The sequence below is a fragment of the Pseudomonas shiyinii genome (assembly GCF_056725765.1).
Genome location: NZ_CM161522.1, coordinates 2,131,345 through 2,148,277, shown reverse-complemented (window position 1 = coordinate 2,148,277; position 16,933 = coordinate 2,131,345). Strand labels below are relative to the sequence as shown.

General features: G+C 65.7%; 11 protein-coding genes. 7 read left to right on the top strand and 4 right to left on the bottom strand.

Annotated features, from left to right (window positions below):
* Position 1: 1 nt before the first annotated feature.
* Positions 2 to 2,245 carry a putative bifunctional diguanylate cyclase/phosphodiesterase gene (locus ACXHGZ_RS09755; RefSeq protein ID WP_480463597.1) on the bottom strand — a complete coding sequence of 748 codons (2,244 nt, stop codon included), beginning with the start codon at positions 2,243 to 2,245 and terminating at the stop codon, positions 2 to 4.
* 141 nt (positions 2,246 to 2,386) lie between these two features.
* Here ACXHGZ_RS09755 and ACXHGZ_RS09750 point away from each other — a divergent pair, with 141 nt between their 5' ends.
* The 3 genes from ACXHGZ_RS09750 (at position 2,387) to ACXHGZ_RS09740 (ending at position 5,883) form a co-directional block, all read left to right on the top strand.
* Positions 2,387 to 4,006 carry an NADP-dependent glyceraldehyde-3-phosphate dehydrogenase gene (locus tag ACXHGZ_RS09750; protein ID WP_480463595.1) on the top strand — a complete coding sequence of 540 codons (1,620 nt, stop codon included), beginning with the start codon at positions 2,387 to 2,389 and terminating at the stop codon, positions 4,004 to 4,006.
* Between the two features lie 142 nt (positions 4,007 to 4,148).
* Positions 4,149 to 4,616 carry a VOC family protein gene (locus ACXHGZ_RS09745; RefSeq protein ID WP_084858948.1) on the top strand — a complete coding sequence of 156 codons (468 nt, stop codon included), beginning with the start codon at positions 4,149 to 4,151 and terminating at the stop codon, positions 4,614 to 4,616.
* 85 nt (positions 4,617 to 4,701) lie between these two features.
* Positions 4,702 to 5,883 carry a DUF8534 domain-containing protein gene (locus ACXHGZ_RS09740; protein WP_480463593.1) on the top strand — a complete coding sequence of 394 codons (1,182 nt, stop codon included), beginning with the start codon at positions 4,702 to 4,704 and terminating at the stop codon, positions 5,881 to 5,883.
* A 64-nt stretch (positions 5,884 to 5,947) separates the two neighbouring features.
* Here ACXHGZ_RS09740 and yiaY read toward each other — a convergent pair whose 3' ends face one another.
* The 3 genes from yiaY to ACXHGZ_RS09725 form a co-directional block, all read right to left on the bottom strand.
* The gene (gene yiaY, locus ACXHGZ_RS09735; protein ID WP_368828994.1) at positions 5,948 to 7,096 is read right to left on the bottom strand and encodes an L-threonine dehydrogenase; all 1,149 of its coding nucleotides are present in this window, start codon (positions 7,094 to 7,096) and stop codon (positions 5,948 to 5,950) included.
* 146 nt (positions 7,097 to 7,242) lie between these two features.
* Positions 7,243 to 8,802 (bottom strand): threonine ammonia-lyase, biosynthetic, encoded by a 1,560-nt coding sequence (ilvA, locus tag ACXHGZ_RS09730; RefSeq protein ID WP_480463592.1) that lies wholly within the window; start codon positions 8,800 to 8,802, stop codon positions 7,243 to 7,245.
* Between the two features lie 181 nt (positions 8,803 to 8,983).
* A complete protein-coding gene (locus ACXHGZ_RS09725) occupies positions 8,984 to 9,430 on the bottom strand; it encodes a PACE efflux transporter (RefSeq protein ID WP_480463590.1) in 447 nt (148 codons plus the stop codon).
* Positions 9,431 to 9,739: 309 nt separating this feature from the next.
* On the opposite strand from ACXHGZ_RS09725, the gene wecB reads away from it, so the two are divergent.
* From wecB to ACXHGZ_RS09705, 4 genes are read left to right on the top strand one after another with little or no spacing between them, the layout of a single operon-like run.
* Complete coding sequence (gene wecB / locus ACXHGZ_RS09720) at positions 9,740 to 10,894, top strand: non-hydrolyzing UDP-N-acetylglucosamine 2-epimerase (protein ID WP_480463588.1); 1,155 nt, start codon at positions 9,740 to 9,742, stop codon at positions 10,892 to 10,894.
* Positions 10,891 to 13,065 (top strand): cyclic di-3',5'-guanylate-activated glycosyltransferase NfrB, encoded by a 2,175-nt coding sequence (nfrB, locus tag ACXHGZ_RS09715; protein ID WP_480463587.1) that lies wholly within the window; start codon positions 10,891 to 10,893, stop codon positions 13,063 to 13,065. The genes wecB and nfrB overlap by 4 nt, the downstream gene beginning before the upstream one ends.
* A complete protein-coding gene (locus ACXHGZ_RS09710) occupies positions 13,062 to 16,058 on the top strand; it encodes a phage receptor (RefSeq protein WP_480463585.1) in 2,997 nt (998 codons plus the stop codon). Before nfrB ends, ACXHGZ_RS09710 begins: the two co-directional genes overlap by 4 nt.
* Positions 16,058 to 16,894 (top strand): DUF4434 family protein, encoded by an 837-nt coding sequence (locus ACXHGZ_RS09705; RefSeq protein WP_480463583.1) that lies wholly within the window; start codon positions 16,058 to 16,060, stop codon positions 16,892 to 16,894. The genes ACXHGZ_RS09710 and ACXHGZ_RS09705 overlap by 1 nt, the downstream gene beginning before the upstream one ends.
* Positions 16,895 to 16,933: the final 39 nt, after the last annotated feature.

Below are 16,933 nucleotides of genomic sequence, written 5' to 3'. Positions count from 1 at the left end.
TTCAGTGCAGGTGGCCTTGCCGCTGATTGTCGCCACGTTCGGCCAGCCATCGCGAGAACGCCTCCACCGGCATCGGCCGCCCCAACAGGTAGCCCTGCCCCTGGTCGCACCCAGCGTTGCGCAGGAAGTCATATTGCGCCTGGGTCTCGATACCCTCGGCGGTGATCCGAAAGCCCAGGGCGTGGCCCAGGTCGATGATCGCGCAGGCGACCGCCTGGGCATCATCGTCGCCTGGCAGGTCCTTGATGAACGCCCGGTCGATCTTCAGGTGATCGATGGGCAAGGCACGCAGGTAGGCCAGCGACGAATAGCCGGTACCGAAGTCATCCACTGCCGTGGCCACCCCCATGGCCCGCAATTGTGCGAGCACCGCGCAGGCCTGCTGCTGGCTTTCCATCAGCAGGCTTTCGGTGATCTCCACTTCCAGCAGGCTCGCCGGCAGGTCGTAGCGGGCTAGCACCGTGGCCAGGCTGGTGACATAGTCGCTACGCTCGATCTGCAACGCCGCCACGTTGATCGCCATCGGCCCGGGCAGGCAGTCGGCGGCGCGCCAGGCGGCCAACTGGGCGCAGGCCAGCTCCAGCACACGCTCACCCAACGGGATGATCAGGCCGGTGCGTTCGGCCAGGGGGATGAACTCGGCCGGCGACACCAGCCCGCGTTCAGGGTCACGCCAGCGCAGCAATGCCTCCACCCCTTCCACGCGACCACTGAACAGGTCGAGCTTGGGCTGGTACCACAACTCGAACTCGTCATGCTGCAAGGCCCGGCGCAGGTTGCGCTCCAGCTCCAGGCGCTGCTGCAGGCGCTCGGTCATGTCCGGGTGATAAGGCCGCCAGGCATTGCGACCGCCCTCCTTGGCCGCATACATGGCGGTGTCGGCGTGGCGCAGCAGGCTGTCCACCGTCTCGCCATGCTGCGGGCAGCGGGCAAGGCCGATGCTGCCGGTGACCAGCGCGGCATTGCCGTTGAGGTCGAATGGCCGCTGCAGGCAGCGCAGCAAGGCGCATACCTGGTGGCTGACCTGGCCCTGGCTGCCCTGAAGCATGAACACGAACTCGTCGCCGCCCAGGCGGCAGAGCCGGTCGGCGCTGTCCAGCTCCTGCAGGAAGCGCGCCGTGGCCTGCTGCAGCAGCAGGTCACCCATCGGATGGCCCAGGCTATCGTTGACCTGTTTGAACCCGTCGATATCGAGGATCAGCACGGCCAGCCCATGGTCCCTGGCAATGGCCTCTGCCAGCTGTTTCTGGAACAACACGCGATTGGGCAGCCCGGTGATGGTGTCGTAGTGGGCCAGGCGTTCGAGCTGCGCCTGGGACTGGCGCAGCTCGCGGTTGCGCTGCTGCAACAGGCGCTGGTTGCCGTTGAGCTGGGCGACGAACAGGCTGAACAGCCCCGTGCAGGTCAGGGCGAAAAGAAACAGCGGCGAGGCGAACAGGCCCAGTACCGGCCAGCCATCGCGAGGCGCGGCGGCTATCTGCCAGTGCCCTCCCGGCACCGTCACCAGCTGGCTGAGCAGCGGGTCGTCGAACAGCTGCGGATCGCCCCAGATCAGCGCACCATCCGTGCCCTTGCCGTCGGCCCCGCGCAGCGCCACCTGAATATCCATGTCCGGGCGCAGGCCTGCGGCCCATAGCAGCCGGTCGATATCGGCGACGATCGACACGTTGCCCCAATAGAGCTTCACCCCTCGCTTGCCGGAGACGAACACCGGCCGCCGATAGATCAATGCCCGCCCGCCCTGGTACAGGCCGACCGGACCGGCCAGCACGGCCTCGCGGTGCTCACGGGCCGATTGCAACATGGGGAACTGATCAGGCAGCCGACGATAGTCCAGGCCCAGGATCGACTGGTTGCCTTGCTCGGGATAGACCGCGCTGATCACATCGTCCGGCGCCAGGGCGATGTGGTGCATGTAGGGCACCGACTCGAGCGCGTCCTGGGCCATCCCGTGGAAATGCCCGGGGCTGATCCGCCCATCGGTGGAGATCAGTTGGGCGATGCCTTCGGCCTCGGCGAATGCCGCCCGCAGCTGCGCCTCCAGGGCGCTGCGCACCCCGGAAAGGCGTGCGGCGATGTTCGCCAGCTGCTCGCTTTGCTCACGGCGCATGTCCAGGTGCCCGAGCGCGATGGACAGGCCGATGCCCACCAGGGCGAAGCCGACCGGCAGCAAGCGGTGCACAGTGCGCCGCAGCGTGCCTTTGCAGGACGGCGGCTGGTCAGGGGATACGTGGAGAGTCTTCATTGGGCGGAAATCGGCGGCGATTAATTGTGTATCGGCCCGGCAAAGGCAAATTTGAGCCAGACTGGTGTTTTTCTTCCAGTGGGTGCATGCTCGCATGCTGAAGCGATTCACCTACCCAAGAACAAACGAGGTGCAGTACCCATGGACCGTCTGCTCGATTCGCTGTTTCCCGCCCCCGACGCTATCCCCGAGGCCTGGCGCCTGGGCGAACCCCTGGAGCAACGCGACTACCTGGTCGGTGGCCAGCTCAGGCGTTGGGACGGCCCCTTGGCCACGGTACGCAGCCCGGTCTGGCTCAAGCACGGCGACAGCGAACAGCAAGTGATCCTCGGCAGTGCCCCGCTGCTCGACGCCGATACCGCCCTGACCGCCCTGGATGCCGCCGTACAGGCCTACGACAAGGGCCGTGGCGCCTGGCCGACGATGCGTGTGGCCGAGCGTATCCAGCATGTCGAAGCCTTCCTGGGACGCATGCGCGAACAGCGCACGGCGGTGGTCAAGCTGCTGATGTGGGAGATCGGCAAGAACCTCAAGGACTCGGAAAAAGAGTTCGACCGCACCTGCGACTATATCGTCGACACCATCAATGCCCTCAAGGACCTCGACCGACGGTCGAGCCGCTTCGAACTCGAGCAAGGCACGCTCGGCCAGATCCGCCGCGCACCGCTGGGCGTCGCGCTGTGCATGGGCCCGTACAACTACCCGCTCAACGAGACCTTCACCACCCTGATCCCGGCGCTGATCATGGGCAATACCGTGGTGTTCAAACCGGCCAAGTTCGGCGTGCTGCTGATCCGCCCGTTGCTCGAAGCCTTCCGCGACAGCTTCCCGCCAGGGGTGATCAATGTCATCTATGGCCGTGGCCGCGAAACGGTCAGCGCCCTGATGGCCAGCGGCAAGATCGACGTGTTCGCCTTCATCGGCACCCACAAGGCCGCCAGCGACCTGAAAAAACTGCACCCACGCCCGCACCGCCTGCGTGCGGCCCTGGGCCTGGATGCCAAGAACCCCGGTATCGTCCTGCCCCAGGTGGACCTGGACAATGCCGTCGAAGAAGCGGTCACCGGCGCCCTGTCGTTCAACGGCCAACGCTGCACCGCGCTGAAGATCCTGTTCGTGCACGAAGATGTGGTCGAGCCGTTCCTCGACAAGTTCCAGCGCAAGCTCGCCGCGCTCAAGCCCGGCATGCCCTGGGAGCCGGGCGTGGCCCTGACGCCGTTGCCCGAGCCTGGCAAGGTCGACTACCTCGACGGCCTGGTGGCCGACGCCACGGCCAAGGGTGCCCGCGTGCTCAACGAGGGAGGCGGCACCAGCCGCGGCTCGTTCTTCTACCCGGCCCTGCTCTACCCGGTGGCGCCCAGCATGCGCGTCTACCACGAGGAGCAGTTCGGCCCGCTGGTGCCGGTGGTGCCCTACCGCGACCTGCAGACGGTGATCGACTATGTGCTCGATTCCGACTATGGCCAGCAGTTGAGCCTGTTCGGCAACGACCCGCAGACCATCGGCATGCTGGTCGATACCTTCGCCAACCAGGTTGGCCGCATCAATATCAACGCCCAATGCCAGCGTGGCCCGGACACCTACCCGTTCAACGGCCGCAAGAACAGCGCCGAAGGCACCTTGTCGGTACACGACGCCCTGCGTGTGTTCTCTATCCGCACCCTGGTGGCCACCAAATTCCAGGAAGCCAACAAGGCGCTGATCAGCGAGATCATCCGCAACCGCCAGTCGAGTTTCCTGACCACCGACTACATCTTCTAGCCGGGCAGCCTCTAATAGGGAAAAGGCATTTGCGCATTTGCCGAAACTGTACAAACATACAGCTTCGGCAAATGCGTGAAGCCTGTCGCGGATATATCTGCGGCGGGTCGGTACTGACCTTACCTGAAGGAGGAACCTTGCAATGGCGGTCAAACCTGTTCCCGAAGGACAACACAGCATCACGCCCTACCTGGGCATCAAGGACGCAGCAAAGGCCATCGAGTTCTACAAGCAGGCCTTTGGTGCGGTGGAGATGTTCCGTCTCGAAGGCCCCGACGGCCGCATCGGCCATGCGGAGCTCAAGATCGGCGATTCCTCGCTGATGCTCGCCGACCCCTGCGACATGGAAGGCGGGCTCACCGCCAGCCAGTCGCTGGGCGGTACTGCCGTCGGCCTGCACCTGTATGTCGAGAACTGCGACAAAATCTACGACCAGGCCGTCGCCGCCGGCGCCCTGGCCCTGCGCCCGGTGCAGGACCAGTTCTACGGCGACCGCAGCGGCACGCTGAAGGACCCGTTCGGCAACCTGTGGTTCGTCTCCACCCATAAAGAAGACCTCAGCCCAGAGGAAATCCGCGCCCGCGCCGCCAAGCTGTTCGGCGGCCAGTGAACCACAAGCTGCGAGCTTCAGGCGTTCGGGTTGAAAGCGCCCTGACTTTGCCGGAAGCTTGAGGCTCGTAGCTTGGAGCTGCTGAATGCGAATCATCGAAAAGAACGCTGCGCAGGTGCGCAGCCTCACCCCGGCCGAAGAGGAACTGCTGGTCGGTTTTGCCTCCGGTACCCTCCCCGGCCCGCGCCTGTTGCAGGCCAACCAGTGGCTGATGAAGGTACGCAGCGCCAACCAGTGGCTGGCCTGCGACTGCCGCCGGGATGCCATGCCAGTGCTCAACGTCAGCCTCAACGGCAATACCGGCACCCTGTACCTACGCAACAACCCGGATACCCCCGAACATGCGCCCGGCTGCGCGTTCACCAAGGTCGAGCGCGACACCGGCGAACCCAGCGAGCAAACCACCGTGCCTGCCGCCTGGCTGCCGCCGGATACCCCGCTGCGCCTGCTGGGTGATTTCAATCGGGCGGGTGTCGGCGGCCCTGGCGCCACGACGGAGCGCCGTGAACAGCAACGCTTGCTGTCGTTGCTGCTGACCTGGATCGAAGCCAGTGGCTTGAACGTCTACGCCACCCACCTGAAGAAGGACCTCACGGCCCAGTTCGCCGACCTGCGCGGCGTGGCCGGTCGCTACCCGCTGGTGGAGCGAGTACCGGCGAGCAACTACCTGGAAACCCGCCTGGACATGAAGCACATGATGATGCTCAAGTCCCGCCTGCGTGACGCCACGGCCTTCGGCAATCACCGCCGTCATGGCCTGCTGCTCGACTGCATCGACCAGGTCAAGGGGCGCAAGCTGTTCAACGCCCGCACCGAGGACGGCTTCGACTTCCAGGGCCACCATCTGTTCTGGGACGGTGGCCGCACCAGCGGGCCATTGCTGGCCCTGGCGCTCTATTCGCCCACCACCGCCGGCAGCCATTTCTATGAGCTGATCCACGTCGCCAGCGTACCGGTGCTGTCGCGCGGGCATCTGTTCCCGGTGTACCGCGACGAAGAGCGCGAGCCGCTCAAGGCATTGGTGTCGCTGATCGACTGGATGGCGGGCAAAGGCGTCAAGGTGCTCATGCGCCGGCCGGTCATCGGTGGCCAGGTGATGGATGAACTGGTGCTCACGTCGGACCAGGACCGGGTGCTGTCGGTGTCCCTGCTGGCGCAACCCATCGGCCCTGAACCGGATGCAGAGAATTTCAAGCGTTATGCCGACTTCAAGAGCCTGGAGACGTTCCGCAAGTATGTGGCAGGGTTCTTTATGCGTGAGCGGTGAGGGCCCCGTCTGCAGGGGCTGCTGCGCAGCCCCATCGCGGTAGAGTCGGCGAACCTGTTAGCTGCTAGAACGCCGCCTTGAAGATCGCCTCGATCTCTGCCTGGTTCGCCGGCCGCGGGTTGGTCAAGCCACAGGCATCCTTCAGAGCATTGGCCGCCAGCACCGGTACGTCCTCCACCTTGACCCCGAGCTCTGCCAGGCCGGCCGGAATGCCGATCGCCGCCGCCAGGTGCTCGATGGCTGAAATCGCTGTACCTGCGCCCTGCTCTGCGTCCAACCCACACACCTTCACACCCATGGCCTTGGCCACATCGCGCAGGCGCGCGGCACTGACCTTGGCGTTGAAACGTTGCACATGGGGCAGCAGGATGGCGTTGCACACCCCGTGCGGCAGGTCGTAGAAGCCCCCCAGCTGGTGCGCCATGGCATGTACGTAGCCCAGGGATGCGTTGTTGAACGCCATGCCAGCGAGGAACTGGGCATAGGCCATGTTCTCCCGTGCCTGCAGGTCGTTGCCATCGACCACAGCCTGGCGCAGGTTGGCGCTGATCAGGGTCACGGCCTTGAGCGCGCAAGCGTCGGTGATCGGCGTGGCGGCAGTCGATACGTAGGCTTCGATGGCGTGGGTCAGGGCATCCATGCCGGTGGCGGCGGTCAGCCCCTTGGGCATGCCGACCATCAGCGCCGGGTCATTGACCGAAAGGATTGGCGTGACGTTGCGGTCGACGATGGCCATCTTCACGTGGCGCGCCTCGTCAGTGATGATGCAGAAGCGGGTCATCTCGCTGGCGGTGCCGGCGGTGGTATTGATGGCGATCAGCGGCAGTTGCGGTTTGCTGGAGCGATCGACGCCTTCGTAGTCGCTGATCCGCCCACCGTTGGTCGCGCACAGGGCGATCCCCTTGGCGCAGTCGTGGGGCGAGCCGCCGCCAAGGGACACCACGCAATCGCAACGCTCACGCTGCAACAAGGCCAGCCCGGCCTCGACGTTGGCGATGCTCGGGTTCGGCTTGGCGCCGTCGAATATCACCGAATCGATGTCGCGCCCGGCCAGCAAGCCGGCAATACGCTCGGCCACGCCGGCTTTCGCCAGGCCCTGGTCCGTGACGATCAGGGCCTTGCGCAGGCCGTAGCCGGCGATGGCCGCCATCGCCTCGTCAAGGCAGTCGATGCCCATGATATTCACGGCGGGGATGAAGAAGGTGCTGCTCATGGCCGGATCCTCTTGGAAGGTCTGTCTACCCATGAGGATCCGCCTGCTGGCGCGGGGCAGTATTGACCCAGCGCAACGCACAGTCAGCGAACACCACCGAACCTGTCGCGGGCTTGCCCTGCTGTGGGGCCGAGCCTGCCCGACACTCAGCCCAGGAACAACCGGTAAGCCGGGTTCTCGGTCTCGTCCCAATAGCGATAGCCCATCTCGTCCAGGGCCTGGGGCAACCCGGCGAGTTCCTCGCCAGGCACCTCCAGGGCCGCGAATACCCGCGCCTCGGCCGCACCATGGTTGCGGTAATGGAACAAACTGATGTTCCACCGTTTGCCCAGCCGCTCGAGAAAGCCCAACAGCGCACCCGGCCGTTCGGGGAACTCGAAGCGCAGCACCCGCTCCTGCGCCCCCGGCGCGGCATGCCCGCCTACCGTATGGCGTACATGCAGCTTGGCCAGCTCGTTGTCGGTCAGGTCGAGCACGTTGTAGCCCTGCTCGCGCAGACTGGCCAGCAACGCCTGACGCGGGTCGTGTTGTGGGTGGGTCTGCACACCGACGAACAGCCGCGCCTCCTTGCCGGGGTAATAGCGATAGTTGAACTCGGTGATCTGGCGCTTGCCCAGGGCCTGGCAGAAGGCCCGGAAGCTGCCTGGGCGCTCCGGAATGGTCACGGCGATGATCGCCTCGCGCTGCTCACCCAGCTCGGCACGCTCGGCTACGTGGCGCAGGCGGTCGAAGTTGACGTTGGCACCGGAATCGATCGCCACCAGCGTCTGCCCAGCAACCCCTTCGCGGGCCACGTACTTCTTGATGCCGGCCACCGCCAGGGCGCCGGACGGCTCGGTGATCGAGCGGGTGTCGTCGTAGATGTCCTTGATCGCGGCGCACAGTTCGTCGCTGCTGACCGTCACCACTTCGTCGACGAAATGGCGGCACAGCTCGAAGCAATGGGCACCGACCTGCGCGACCGCGACGCCATCGGCGAACGACCCCACTTGCGGCAGGATCACCCGTTCGCCGGCAGCCAGGGCCGCTTGCAGGCAGTTGGAGTCCTCCGGCTCGACCCCGATCACCTTCACCTCCGGGCGCAGGTACGTGACGTAGGCGGCGATGCCGGCGATCAGCCCGCCTCCACCGACCGGGACGAAGATCGCATCCAATGCACCCGGGTGCTGACGCAGGATCTCCATGGCCACCGTGCCCTGGCCGGCGATCACGTCCGGGTCGTCGAACGGCGGCACGAAGGTCGCGCTCTGGCTGTCCGCCAGTTGCAAGGCATGGGCCAGGGCATGGGGAAAGCTCTCGCCATGCAGCACCACATGGCCACCGCGCGAGCGCACGCCCTGGACCTTGAGCTCCGGCGTGGTGGTGGGCATGACGATGGTCGCGCGCATTCCCAGGTGCGATGCCGCCATCGCCACGCCCTGGGCATGGTTGCCCGCCGATGCGGTGATCACCCCCCGTTCCCGTTGCACCGGGGTCAGCCGCGACAGCCGGGTGTAGGCTCCCCGGATCTTGAACGAGAAGGTCGGTTGCAAGTCCTCGCGCTTGAGCAGCACCTGGTTGCCAAGGGCGGCCGACAGCGCCGGGGCCGGTTGCAGGGGCGTCTCGATGGCCAGGTCGTACACAGGGGCACTGAGAATGCGGCGAACCTGCTCCGACAGCAGTTGCTGGGGCGAGGTGCTACGAAGGCTGACGCTAAGGCTGGTCATCGATGACTCCTGGTGGTTTCAAGTACCCAGGAGCCGGAAAGAAGAAACCCGCCTCCAGGGCGGGTTCGGTGCACGTACGCGCTAGCCCGCCAAACGAATAATGGCGGTAATAATGCTGATGGCGCGACGCTGCGGGACTCTGTTCATGGGGCAGGAACTTATCCTGCCGCCAGGCAGCGAGTCAACACCCCTGTGAACCTTCTCGGGCCTCCTGGGCAGAAACCGGAACGTCGAAGACCTTGTCGAAGCCCCACTGGAACACGAAGGCATAAACGAAGAAAAACAGGAACAACGCCAGGTTGGTGAGCAAGGCCGCCCACAGGCTGATATCCATCCAGTAGGCCACCAGCGGCAGCAGGATCAGCACCAGCCCGCCCTCGAAGCCCAAGGCATGCAACAGCCGGCGCAGGAAGGTCCGGCTGCGCTTGTCCTGGCGCGCCTCCCAACGTTCGAACACCCAGTTGTAGCCCATGTTCCAGCTCATGGCGATGGCCGACATGAGGATCGACAGCACCGTCGAATGGGCCATGCCCGCATCGAACATCAGCGACAAGGCTGGCGCTACGCAAGCCACGGCGATGACTTCATAGAGGATGGCCTGGACGACCTTGCGTGCCTTGCCTTGCATGGAGCAGCTCCTTGGTAATAAGGCCTACAAAGTTACAAGCAGAAGCCTACAAGTAAAAGCTTGTAATACATCTTGCAGAGAAAGCGGAACAAAAGTACTAGAATAACCGTTTCAGCAAACACCCACCCTTCCCTGGCATTCCGGTGTCTTGGAGCCGATACGTGCCCTTCCCCGGATGCTCTCTGCCGCGCTCCGAACGTCTCGCGTCGGCGCGTGTCGATATTGGACAACCCCGCATTTGACTGCTTGTCTATGACGTGCTGCAGCGCGCGTCACTTCGTCCAGGGAATAGAACGGAGGATTCAAACCATGGCACATACCGTCATGATGGTATTCGGTACCCGCCCTGAAGCGATCAAGATGGCCCCCCTGGCCCGCGTGTTGCGTCAATGGCCCGGGATCGACCTGCACATCTGCTCCACTGGCCAGCACCGGGAAATGCTTGAGCAAGTGCTGACCGCCTTTGGCCTTGGCGTCGACCAGGACCTCAAGGTGATGACCCACAGCCAGACCCTCAACGGCCTGTCCCGCGACCTGCTGGACAAGCTCGACAAAGCCTACGAACAGGTCAAGCCGCAGATCGTCCTGGTCCATGGCGACACCACCACCAGTTCCATCGCCGCCCTCGCCGCCTTCCACCGCCAGATTCCCATCGGCCACGTCGAGGCGGGCCTGCGCACCGGCAATCTCAGGCAGCCCTGGCCGGAGGAAGCCAACCGTCGCCTGACCGGCGTACTGGCCGACCTGCACTTCACGCCTACCCGCGACTCGGATGCCAACCTGATCCGCGAAGGCGTGCACCCCGACCAGATCGAAGTCACCGGCAACACGGTGATCGATGCCCTGTTGTGGATGCGCGACCACCTGGCCGCGCAGAACTGGCAACCTGCCGCCGACTCGCCGCTGGCCGTACTGCACAACGACCAGCGCATGGTGCTCATCACCGGCCACCGCCGGGAGAACTTCGGCCAGGGCTTCGAGCGCATCTGCAAGGCGCTGGCCCAGTTGGGCGAGCGCTACCCGCACGTGCAGTTCGTCTATCCGGTACACCTGAATCCGCAGGTCCAGCAGGCGGTGTACGGCGTGTTGTCCGGGCGTGGCAACATCCACCTGGTGCCGCCCCAGGACTACCCGCATTTCGTCTGGTTGATGAACCGTGCCGACGTGATCCTCACCGACTCCGGCGGCGTGCAGGAGGAAGCCCCCGCCCTGGGCAAGCCGGTGCTGGTGCTGCGCAAGGTCACCGAGCGCCCGGCGGTGCTCAAGGGTGGCACGGTCAAGCTGGTAGGCACCGATACCGACCAGATCGTCGCTCAGACCAGCCTGCTGCTCGATGACCCCGAGGCCTACGCACGCATGGCCAGGGTGTACACCCCCTTTGGTGACGGCCACGCCAGCGAGCGCATCGCCGAGCGCTTGAGTCGCTGGTTCGAAGAGCAAGCCGCCGGGCGGAGCGACGCATGAGCCTGGCTTTCATCGACTTCCTCGTCTATGTGCTGTTCGGCCTGAAGCTGCTCGCCATCGCTCTGGCCAGCCTGATGTTCCTGCTGGGCCTGGACGACCTGTTCATCGACATCTGCTATTGGGGCCGCAAGCTGATCCGGCGTTTTCGCATCTACGACCGCTTCGAGCCGGCCGACGAGAAGCGCCTGTTCGAAGTACCGGAAAAACCCCTGGCGATCATGGTCCCGGCCTGGAACGAAGTGGGCGTGGTCGGCGAGATGGCGCGCCTGGCTGCCTCGACCATCGACTACGAGAACTACCAGATCTTCGTCGGCACCTACCCAAACGACCCGCAGACCCAGGCCGACGTCGATGCCGTGTGCCTGCACTACCCCAACGTGCACAAGGTGGTCTGCGCGCGCCCCGGCCCGACCAGCAAGGCCGACTGCTTGAACAACATCATCGACGCGATCCTGCGCTTCCAGCAGGACGCACGCATCGAGTTCGCCGGTTTCATCCTGCACGATGCCGAAGACGTGATCTCGCCCATGGAACTGCGCCTGTTCAACTACCTGCTGCCGAACAAGGACATGATCCAGATCCCGGTCTACCCCTATGCACCGGAATGGAAAGGCTTCACCGCCGGGCACTACGTCGATGAGTTCGCCGAGAACCACGGCAAGGACGTGATCGTGCGCGAGGCATTGACCGGCCAGGTGCCCAGCGCCGGGGTCGGCACCTGCTTCAGCCGCCGCGCCATCAGCGCCCTGCTCGAGGATGGCGACGGCATCGCCTTCGACGTGCAGAGCCTGACCGAAGACTACGACATCGGTTTTCGCCTCAAGCACAAGGGCATGAAGTGCATCTTCGCCCGCTACTCCATCACCGACCCGGCCTTGGCCCTCAAGCAGGAATGGCGCTGGGGCATGAGCCGGCGGTTCTCCCAGGTGATCTGCGTGCGCGAGCACTTCCCGCGCGACTGGCAACATGCCATTCGCCAGAAGTCGCGCTGGATCGTCGGCATCGTGTTCCAGGGCACCAGTAACCTGGGCTGGAGCCGCAAGGGCGCGCTCAACTACTTCCTCTGGCGCGACCGCCGTGGGCTGTTCGCCTACCTGCTGAGTTTTTTGGTCAACCTGTTGCTGCTGGTGTTGCTGGCCATCTGGCTGGTGACCACCATCGCCCCTGAGTCGTGGCGTTTCATGTCGATCCTGGGCGACAGCTGGCTGCTGTCCACCTTGCTCTGGCTCAACGGTCTGCTGCTGATCAATCGCCTGTTCCAGCGCGGCTGGTTCGTCACCCGTTACTACGGCATCGGCGAAGGGCTGTTGTCGGCACCGCGCATGATGTGGAGCAACTTCGTCAACTTTTTCGCCAACCTGCGGGCCCTGCGCCAAGTCATGGAAATGGGCGATTCGCGGCGCGTGGCCTGGGACAAGACCACCCATGAATTCCCTGCCATCGCTTCGCCCGCCCGCATCCCCCTGGGCCAGCGCCTGGTAGCCAAGGGCCTGATCACCGACGAGCAGCTGCAACAGGCGATCACCAGCCCGGTGCGCCGTCGCCTGGGACGCGAACTGCTGTTGCGCGGTTGGCTCACCAGCGAGCAGCTGGTCGAGGCCCTGGCCGAGCAGATGGACATGCCCTGGGCTCCCCTGAACCCATTCAAGGTTTCGCCGCAACTGATCGCCCAACTGCCCCGACGCCTGGCCACCCACTACGGCGTACTCCCAGTCGCCGAGGAAGGCGAAACCCTGGTACTGGCCAGTGAAAGCCCGGTCAGCCAGGTCTCGCTCGGGGTCATCAGCCGCCAGCTCAAGCGCCCGGTCAGCAATCGCTTGGCGCCCCAGGGCCGGGTCGCCCTGGGTCTGCACCATCACTACCCCAGCCCCTGGCAGAAGGAGGAAACCCGGCAGATGCTCGCAGTGCTGGAGCGCAACCAGGACGATGCCGCGCTGCTGGAGCGGGTATGCGTGCACCTGGTCATGCTCGGCGCCCTGCTGCAAGTACGCGGCATGGTGCCGGTGACCCTGTTCAACCAGGCGCTGATCGACTTCGACCCCGAGCACATGACCCTGGGCCAGCACCTGGTCGCCCGCGGCATCATCACCGAGGACGTGCTGCAGCAAGCCCTCGCCGAACAGGCCAGCGAGCAGCAGGCCGCCTATGACCTGACCCGGGAGGTGGCATGAAGCCCCGTCTTTCCCTGACCCTCACTGGCCTGTTGCTGTGCACCGCCTCCCTGCCCACGGTGGCCGCGCCGATGAGCGACTTCCAGCGTTTTCGCAGCTACCCGTTCATGGAGCGCAGCTACCGCGAAGCGCAACGCGACAACTGGCAGGAGGTCGAACGCCTGACCCGCCATGTATTGCAGCGGGTGCCCAACAACGACGAAGCCAGGGCCCTGCTGATGCAGGCCCTGGCCCACCAGCGCCGCTACAAGGAGGCCGAGGCGCTCGCCGAGCAGCTCGACGATACCCCCGAGCATGTCGATGCCTTGCTCGAGCTGCGCCTGACCTGGATCGAACAGGACCCGCCACCGGCCAGCCAGGTCGAAGGCTGGCTCGCCAGCAGCGAAGGCCACCAGCGGGTGCGCCTGTGGCAGGCCTATAGCCTGAGCCTGGCCAAGTTCGGCGGTGCTGCCCGCGCCCTGGACTGGCTCAACCACCTGCCACCGCGGGACGACGGCATGGTCCTGCGCCTGACCCGCGCCAACTTCGCCGAGCAGTTGCGCAACTGGGGCGAAACCATCGAGCAATTGCAGCCGCTGGCCGAGCAAGGCACCTTGCCGGTGCAAGACTGGCACCGCCTGGCCAATGCCTATATCCAGCAAATCGACGAACAAGGCCTGCAAAAGCTGCTGGCCAGCGCGCCGTCCGAGAAGGTCGCCAACGAGGCGCGTCTGGCCATGGCCAACCGCGCCATCGCCGTCGGCCACAACCAGCAGGCGCAACGCTGGCTGCAGGCTCTGCCCAGCGAGCAGTTGCAACAGCCCGAACAACGCCAACAATTGTGGGAGTTGGCCCGTGAAGGCGACGACGCCGCCTTGGTGCGCACGCTCAGCAACGAACTGCAGCGGCCCTGCCTGGAAACCGTCGACTGGCTTTCCCGTCACGACCCGCAACAGGCCCGAGAACAGTTCGCAGACTGCAGTGCCAGCGCCGACCCGCATGCCCATGCGGTGCTCAAGCAGCGCCTGTATGGCGACCCGCCTGCCCCGCCCCAGCCGCGTACCGCCGCGCAATGGGAGCAGCGCTATCGCCAGACCGGCGACCTGGCCGCCCTCGAACAGGCCAGCTACCTGTTGCTCGAACAAGGCCACCCGGACCGCGCCCGACAGCTGCTGGTACCCGCCTACGATCGCCGCCAGGGCCGCCTGACAGCGAGTCTGCTGCAACGCCTGGGCAACCTCTACGCCCGCAACGACGCGCCCCTGGATACCCGGCGCATGCTGGGCCTGGTGCCCCGAGTCGATGCCGGCACCCGTGCCCAGCTGCTGGGCCGACTGGCCGAGGCCGGCCAATGCGACGCCGTACGCCAGGCGGTGCCCACGCCCACCGAGGCCGGCCAGTACCGCGCCCTGGGGCGTTGCGCCATGCCCGGCCAGCCCGGGCAGGCAGTGGTCTACTACCAGGCCGCCGAACGCCTGGGCGACCCGGGCAGCCGCCTGCCGTTGGCCTATGCCCTGGAAGCTGCCGGCGATTCCGAAGCCGCCGCGCCTATCTGGCGCAACCTGCCTGCCGACGCCTGGAACGACAACGCGCGGATGACCGCCGCCCAGGGCGCGCTCAATGCCGGTGATGCCAGCGCAGCCCGTGCTCATTGGGACGCAGCCGCCCACCAGAGCGCCGACGACTGGGCCCTGGGCGCCGCCATTGCCCAGCGCCAGGGCAACCCGGCTGAGGCCCTGGAATTCCAGCGCCAGGCCCTGGCCCATACCCCCCGCGCGGATCACTACTACGCCGCGGCCAACACCGCACAGCAGGCCGGCGACAGTGCCCAGGCAACGGCCTGGCTGGCCGAGGCCGTGCGCCTGGCACCCGACCAGCCACGCTACCGAGCCGACTATGGCATGCGCCTGGCGGGTTCGGCGGACAGGCAGCAACGCCTGGCCGCCATTCCCTACCTGGAGCGAGCCACCCGCGACTTCCCCGAGGACTACCGCCTGGGCGAGACCCTGGCGCTGCGTTACGACGAAGCCGAGGACAGCGCTGCGGCACGCCGTGAGCTGCGCCGGGTCATCGACGTGGAACAGAACCTGGTGGACGGTGACGACGAATACGGTAGCCTCGAGGCCCGCAAGTACCGCCAGCGCCGAGCCCACGAAACGCTGTCGCGGCGTGACACAGTCACCCTGGCCAGCACCTGGTCGCCCGCCGGCACCTCGACCAACGACAAGTTTCTCGAGAACGGGGCACGCAGCACCGAGCGGCGGGCCCGTTCGCAGAACGTGCAGATCGCCATGTGGGACCATGCCCTGGGCGAAGAGCCCAGCCGCAACGGCAGCACCCTGTCGGTCTATGGCCGCGTGCTGTTCGGCGGCCAGAGCCGCACCGACTACGCCCAGAGCCTGGGCGCCGGCGTCGGCCTGCGCTACAAGCCGTTCGGCCAGGCCAACCTCAACCTGTATGCCGAGCTCTATCACCAGCGCCAGGTCGATAGCGACCACTACAATGGGCTGAGCCTGGGGGAGCTGCTCAGCCCGGCCAAGGTGGGCGGCAACTGGGGCGACCTGCGCCACCATGCCGAATCGAGCAATGACCTGCTGCTGCGGGCCACCGCTTCGTTCCTCGACCAGGGCGATTGGCGCAACGACTGGCGAGTGGACGAGGACCAATGGAACGAGCGTTTCCTCTACCTGGATGCCGCCTGGTGGACCCGCGCCGGCGACCATGCGTGGTTGTCGCGCTACCAGCAAGGCCACGCTTGGAAACTGCCTGGCAACTCACCACAGACGGTCATGCCCTATGGTTTCCTCGAGTTCGCCAGCCAGGACCCGAGCAACGACTGGCGCCAGGACCTGCGCACGGGCGTGGGCGTACGCTGGCAGTGGTGGTTCGACGACGACCGCTACAATGCCTACCGTGGCTCACTGAAAGTACGCGCCGAATACCAGCAGTCGCTGGGCGGCAACCTCTACGAGCGCGCCAATGGCGTGCTGCTGGGTGTGGAGTTGACCTTCTGATGCGCACGATTCTGGTGATTTGCATGCTCGCCCTGTGCCTGCCGGCCGTGGCCGACCAGCGTCTGTTCTACCAGCCACTCAACCGCGACGCCGCCGTGACGCCCAGCCAGTGGCAACAGCTGTGGCGGGACACCAAGGCCCAAGGAGGCAAGACCCTCATCGTCCAGTGGACCGCCTATGGCGACAGCGACTTCGGCGGCGCCCAGGGCTGGCTGGCCAACAGCTTGCGCGAAGCCCAGGCCCAGGGGCTGGAACTGGTGCTGGGGTTATATATGGACCCGGCCTACTACCAACGTCTGGAAGAACTCGATGGCGAGGGCCTGGCCAACTATTGGAAGGCCCAATTGGGTCGCGCCCTGACCCAGTACAACCAGGTCCGCCTGCACTGGGACCTGCCCGTCGCGGGCTGGTACCTGCCCCTGGAACTGGACGACCTGCATTTTCACGAAGCCAGCCGCCGCGACGCGCTGCATCGTCAATTGCAGGCCTTCAACCGGCAGCTGGACCAGCCGTTGCACCTGAGCGCCTTCAGCGCCGGGCACCTGGCGCCGCGGGTCAACGCGACCTGGCTGGACCAACTGGCCGAGCTGGGCTTGACTGTGTGGTGGCAGGACGGCGCGGGCACCGCTCGCCTGCCGGCGCAGGTCCGCCAAGGCTATGAGCAGGCCTTGCCCTGCCGCGTGGGTATCGTGCGCGAGGCATTCCGCCAGGTCAGCGCCCCGGGCCAGCCGTTTCGCGCCGAGCCGGCACAACCGGCGTTGACTGGAGGGTGCCATGCCGAAGCGGTGTTCGCCTTGCGGTACCGACCTTGGGCGCGTGCGCTGCCGTTGAATTGAGCGAGGGTCCATCGCGGGACAAGTCGGACCGCCGCTCCC